We start from the raw sequence: 7,031 nt of genomic DNA on the forward strand, positions 1-7,031 counted from the left end.
GTATCAGCGTAAGCGAACCGTATATCATCAGGTTGTTACTGCTTGAAGTGGTTGTCAGTACAGGGACATTCGCAGCGTTTGTCCAGTCCATGTTGCGGCATGAAGCATTGCTGGCGTCAATCGTTACTGTTTTACTTGTGGAAGTAAATCCTGAATTGGCATCAAAGAATACGTTATTTTGTGAGCCGGGCACCAGGTTGCAGGCAGGACCACCGCTTGAAAATGACCAGTGTGTTGCTTGTGTCCAGTTCCCGCTTCCTCCAATCCAGTAAAATGTGAACGTGCCGGTTACAGACATGGTGATTGCATTTGATGTTGCCGGATTTCCTGTAGCGCATGCACCGATGTTGGAGGTTACTTCACACGTAACAACATCATTATTCAAAAGGGTGTTGCTTACGAAGGTTGCACTGTTGGAGCCGGTGGCAATGTTATTTACTTTCCATTGGTAGGAAGGATTGGTCCCGCCATTTGTTACGGAAGTCGTAAAGGTTACGCTGGTGCCCGCAGTAATGGTGCCTGCAGGATTTGCAGTAATAATAACACTTACAGGAAGCCCACTGCTGACGTTCATTGTTATGGTGTTGGAATTTGCCGGACTGCCGGTAACGCATCCACCCAGATTTGAAGTTACAATACAGTAAACCTGATCTCCGTTGGTCCAGGTTGCGTTGGTATATACAGGACTGTTTGTTCCGACATTGCTGCCATTTAATTTCCACTGATAGGATGGTGACGGTCCTCCATTGACATCAGTTGCGGTAAAGGTCACACTGGTACCGGCACAGACATTATTTGACGGGCTTGCCGTTATACTTGTACTTAAGGTTAATGACGAGCTTACCGTAATGGTTATGATGTTGGATGTTGCAGGGTTATTGGTAACGCATGTACTGGCAGCCGTAACAATGCAATATACCTGATCTCCATTGGTCCATGTTGCATCTGTATAAACAGGACTATTACTTCCCACAGTACTTCCGTTCTTTTTCCATACATAAGTGGGCAGTGTTCCGCCGTTTACCGTAGTGGCGGTAAAGGTTACCGTTGTTCCGGAACATATAGAGCCTGATGGACTGGCGGCAATTGAAACGCTTAAGACGCCGTTTCCTCCCGGAGGTGTTGTGAAGTTCCACCCTGTGTTATTACCTAAGTCAATGCTGTTGGCCCCCGCATAAAAATTGGCACCGCCAGTGGCTTTGCTGTCTTTTAGCTGCAAATAATCCAGCAGAAGACATCCGCTTGCTTTCGAAAGTGTTGCCTGACTTCCCGAGCTGGTGGATTTAATATCAATGGAAAGACCACTGCTGCCCGTAGCGTTGAAGCTACTGTTAAGTGTCTGTGTTTTCCCGCTTTCAAACTGATATGATTTACCGGCCGTAAGACTTACAGCTCCGTTAAAAATGCTGTTGCCATACACATAACCGTGACCGGCGAAGGTGAGACTGTTGTAAGTAGCCGTTTGTCCCGTAGTATTCTGGAGGTATCCGGTAGCGCTTGCCGAAGTAAATTCAATATTATAGAATGCAAATGCACTTGAAGTGTTGTTTAAATAGAGCCGGGGCGAAGAAGATGAAGGGAATGAAATGGTTGAAGTTCCTGCGTTAAGTGTCATATTTGACAATTGCCACCATACGTAGCCGCTTGTATTGATTGTAAACAGTGAAGATCCCAGATACAGCCCTCTTATGTTTGCATTATCAGTATTGAAATTTCCGGTTGTAATATTCTTATTGTTTGTTCTGAAGGTCCCGTAATTGAGGTATATCGTGCTGTTGCAGTTGAGGTCATCCTGTAAGGTCCATTCTCCGCCGGAAGCATTCAGATAAAACGCTCCGTAAAAAGTTTGCCCTGCCGATGTTATTGTTTTCCCGGTAGAGGCAGCTTCGAAATAGGTTGCCCCGCTGAAAGAGAAGTTCATGGCGGCAATCAGCGTAAGACTGCCGGTTATCCTGAGGTTGTATGCACTGCTGCCGGTTGTGAAGGTAGGGTAATTTCCGGCCCCTGTCCAGAGCATATCCTTGCATGATGCATTGCTTACATCAACCGTAACGGTATTGCTGCTGGGTGTAAAACCCGAACCTGCATCAAAATGAACAGTGTTGGTGGAACCCGGAATGCAACCTGCCGGATTCGCGCTGCCTCCCGAACTGAGCGACCAGTGATTTGCCTGACTCCAGTTTCCCTGTCCGCCAATCCAGTAATAATCAACATTAAGATTAGACGGTGAGTTGATGGTCCAGTTGGTTACATTTCCTGCATTAGTCGAATTGTTTGCCGTGAACACAGCGCCACCCGTCGCCGTATTGTCTTTTAGTGTAGCATAATCAACCGTAATACTGCCGGCGCTTTTGCTGAAAGTAGCAGCCGAGCCGCTTGATGTGGACTGTATCGTAACATTATTCCCGCAATATCCGCTGGCCAGAAAAGTACTGTTAAACGTCTGTGTTTTTCCGCTTTCAAACTGATATGTTTTACCGGCCGTAAGACTTACAGCTCCGTTAAAAATGCTGTTGCCATACACATAACCGTGACCGGCGAAGGTGAGACTGTTGTAAGTAGCCGTTTGTCCCGTAGTATTCTGGAGGTATCCGGTAGCGCTTGCCGAAGTAAATTCAATATTATAGAATGCAAATGCACTTGAAGTGTTGTTTAAATAGAGCCGGGGCGAAGAAGATGAAGGGAATGAAATGGTTGAAGTTCCTGCGTTAAGTGTCATATTTGACAATTGCCACCATACGTAGCCGCTTGTATTGATTGTAAACAGTGAAGATCCCAGATACAGCCCTCTTATGTTTGCATTATCAGTATTGAAATTTCCGGTTGTAATATTCTTATTGTTTGTTCTGAAGGTCCCGTAATTGAGGTATATCGTGCTGTTGCAGTTGAGGTCATCCTGTAAGGTCCATTCTCCGCCGGAAGCATTCAGATAAAACGCTCCGTAAAAAGTTTGCCCTGCCGATGTTATTGTTTTCCCGGTAGAGGCAGCTTCGAAATAGGTTGCCCCGCTGAAAGAGAAGTTCATGGCGGCAATCAGCGTAAGACTGCCGCTTATCCTGAGGTTATAGGCGCTGCTGCCGGTGGTGAGCGTTGGGTAATTTGTTGCTCCCGTCCATGTCATGTCCTTACAGTAAGCGTTGCTTACATCAATCGTAACGGTATTGCTGCTGGGTGTAAAACCTGAGTTCGCATCAAAAAATATGTTATCTGTTGAACCGGGCACAATCACTCCGCCACTGCCACCACTGGAAGTGCTCCAGTGTGCCGCCTGACTCCAGTTGCCTTGTCCGCCTACCCAAAAATAGTTTGTGCTTTCGGCTTTGTTCGCAAATAGAAGCAGCAGCATGAAACACAATAAAGTGCTTATGATGTTTGTACCAAAAATGTTTGTGATTTTGTAGTGATGTTTCATAGCTTAATAATTATTCAGTTACAACAATGCCGTGCATTATGGTTAAATACCCTATAACAACCCTAATTTGGGTTGATTAATCTTCAGATTCGTTGTTTTCAGCGGTTAGAGCTGATGAGCATGGTTGAGATATGATGAGTACCGGGAGCTTTCTCCGGTTTCAATGATAAATGATTGCTCGAATTTACGGAAATATTAATGCCATTTTAAGTTATTTCAATCTTTTCGTTGTGTTTTTAATGTAAGATTATAAGTTTTCCTGGTTTTTTTCTTGAACGAAAAAGGGATAGGTTCGAAAATGCAAATCGGTTGCATTTTTTTTAAAATAGCTGTATTTCAATTAATAGGCTGAGTTATTGATATTCTATTTTTGGGATGCTATTCCTAAAATGAAAGCAGCTTTGTGAAATACTATCCACAAAGCTGCTTTTTTCATGCAATAAACGCCTGAATTTTTATTCAATTTTAATAAGTTTTTTGTAATAAATATGCTCACCCGAAGCCATCCTGAGAAGGTACATTCCCGATGAAAGACCGAGTTCTGCCGTATTAAAGTGTATCGAATAATCTCCCGGATGCCTGATTTCATTATTAACTATTACGGATATTTTCCGGCCGGTTTGATCAAAAAGTTCAATCGTTGTTTTTGACTCTTCTCCTATATAATATGTTATTGTAAAATCATTGGTAAATGGATTGGGCATCACATTGAATCTGTTATTGCCAAATGCATTTTCAATTCCGGTTACAAGAATATATATCTGAGTTGAAGTATCAGTGCATCCATGAACATTACGCACAACAACAGAATAATAGCCACTAACAAGGGCTGTATACGTTTGTGCGGTTGCACCAATAATCGGATTGTTGTTCAGCAACCATTGATAGCCGTACGCGGCCGATGAAGTAAGTAAATTTCCGTTCACCGAGAAGGTGGGTGTTGTTGGCGGAGCCCATATGTTTACGGTATTGTTCAACGTCGCTGAAGTACCACAATTATTAAAAGCACTTACCGAAACTACTGCAGAACCTGTAAACGCAGGGTCCCAGTGTACGGTACCTATACTGCCCGTTCCGCTGATGGTGCCTGCATTTGAAGGTGTCAGTGTCCACGTATATCCTGTGGCATTGCTGCATGCTGCGGAATAACCCGATGAAAATACCCCCTGACACAGAGATAAGGCTCCACCCAGAAAATATATCTGATCAATCGTAGTGTCCACATGAATATTGAGTGTCATTGTAGCGGTGGTATCGCAGGCATTGAATGCATAGACCGATATCGTTGCATTTCCAGCAAATATATTACTCCATGATGCCGTCATGTTACTACCAAGATTGCTCAGGTTAGCTGCTCCTGCAGGGGTAACATCCCATACAAATGCAGTAGCTCCTGTAGATGATGATGTATATAACGAAGTGCTGCCTGAGCAAACAGTATCCGAACCTGTAATTGAAGCAATCGTTCCGGGGGCTGCTCCAATAGAAACACTAACGATTAATGATGTGTCAGCCCCACAATTGTTGGATGCAATGACGGTGTAATCACCATTGGCTGCGGCCGCGAAGGTTGACGTATTGGCACCGATAATATCACTACCGTTTAACTGCCACTGATACGATACCCCCGCTTGTGCAGATGCGTTTAGTGTTGCACTGCTTCCATTGCAAATATTCACCGGTCCGGGTGTGGTTATTTGTGCCACAGCTATGGATGTTACAACTATTGTGATGTTGTTCGAAGCCACAGGACTGTTACTGACGCATGTTAATGACGATGACATTTCACAAAATACCACGTCGCCGCCATTTAACCCTGCATTCTGGTACGTAGATGTGTTATTCCCGACATGGGCATTGTTTAAATGCCATTGATACGTTGGTGAGGTTCCACCATTCACCGGAGTTGCCGTAAACAGAACGGCCGTTCCCTGACAAATTGTGTCTGACGGACTCGCAGTAACAGAAAGTGATGATAATACACTACCGCCCACAACCACATTTATACTTGCTGTAGGAGAAGTAGCACAGGAACCTGAACTTCCATATACTGAAATGCTGCCTGAAGTGGTGCCAAACGTCACGGTAATCGAGTTTGTTCCCAAACCCGCAGTAATACTTGCACCTGCCGGTAAGTTCCAAATATAGTTTGTTGCTCCTGAAATTGGAGCTATTGAATATACAATTCCGCTGCCGTTGCTGCAGGTTGAGAGTGGACCGCTGATGCTTCCCGGAGAGGGTAGAGGCGTCGGGGTTGAAAATATCCAGCCGCTGTTGTTTGAAGTATTTACACTGTTGGCTCCCGCATAAAAAGTTGCACCACCCGTCGTCCACGAATCTCTCAGTTGAAGGTAATCAGCAACAACGCAGCCCGATGATTTTGACAAGGTTGTTTGTGTTCCCGATGATGAAGATAAAATGTCGATAAACTGTCCGCTGCTTCCCACAGCAGTAAATGTTCCCAGAATGAACTGTGTTTTATTCGCGGGCAGGGTGTATGTTTTTCCGGCAGTAAAGGTAAGGTTGTTGTAAGTGTTGTTTCCTGCCTCAATATTCCCGTGTCCATAGAAGGTCACATTATTGAATGTTCCGGAATACGAGTTGTTGCTGTTATAGATGTATCCGATTCCTGCAGGTGCCGTAAATTCAACATTGTAGAAGGTGAAGTTCATGTTTGAATTCACCAGATAGAGTCCGGCATTACTGTTGGATGTGTAGGTAAATCTCAATGTTGAAGTTCCTGCATTGAATGTGAATGCCGAAGTAAAGGTTACATAAAAAGCGTTGTTGGAGCTGCTCATAATCATCAGCGAAGAACCCAGCGTAAGTGCTCTGGTATTGGTGTTGTTCGAAGTGAATCTGTAAAGCGTGAGTGTTTGATTATTTGTATTGAGATGACCGTAGTCGAGGTAGGTCACCGAGCCGGTACAACTGAAAGCATCCTGCAGTGTCCATCCACCGCCTGCTCCATCAAAATGCACTTCGTTCAGGAAATTTTTATTGAAAGTTGTCAGGGTTTTTCCTGTAGTGGTAGCTTCAAAATATACCTTACCGTCGAACGACCAGTTCATGGCGTTGATCATGGTGAGTGATCCATAAATTTTCAGATTGTTACTGCTGCTGGATGAATTAAACAGAGGTGTGCTTGCGGCATTGGTCCAGGTCATATCATTGCACGATGCCGTGCTTACATCAACGGTTACCGTATTACTTGAACCTGTGAAGTTAGAACCGGCATCAAAAAATACGCTGTTGGTAGAACCCGGTATGCATCCTGCCGAATTTGGGGTGCCACCGCTCGATAATGACCAGTGTGCGGCATTACTCCAGTTACCGGCTCCACCAATCCAATAATAATTAGCTCCGGTGCCGGCAGGCGGTGTTACATTCCATCCGGAGGTGTTAGAGATGATGGTCGAATTGGTAGCATTGAAAGTGGCTCCTCCGGTTGCACTGATGTCTTTAAACGAAACATAGTCAACGGTTACAATACCAGCCGATTTGCTGATAGCTGCCTGAGCTCCGTTTGATGAAGACTGCATTACCACCTCATTGCCGCAGGCCCCCACAGCAGTAAATGTTCCCAGAATGAACTGTGTTTTATTCGCGGGCAGGGTGT

2 protein-coding genes are annotated in these 7,031 nt (G+C 44.7%); both read right to left on the reverse strand.

What is annotated here, in order from left to right; all coding sequences use genetic code 11:
- Positions 1-3,412: hypothetical protein (locus tag WCM76_16440; GenBank protein ID MEI6767220.1), on the reverse strand; the 3,412-nt coding region annotated here is incomplete at its 3' end.
- 455 nt (positions 3,413-3,867) lie between these two features.
- Positions 3,868-7,031, reverse strand: a 3,164-nt coding sequence (locus WCM76_16445; protein MEI6767221.1) for a T9SS type A sorting domain-containing protein, incomplete at its 5' end; no start/stop codon positions are given.

It is taken from the genome of Bacteroidota bacterium (assembly GCA_037133915.1).
Classification (GTDB): Bacteria; Bacteroidota; Bacteroidia; order Bacteroidales; family CAIWKO01; genus JBAXND01.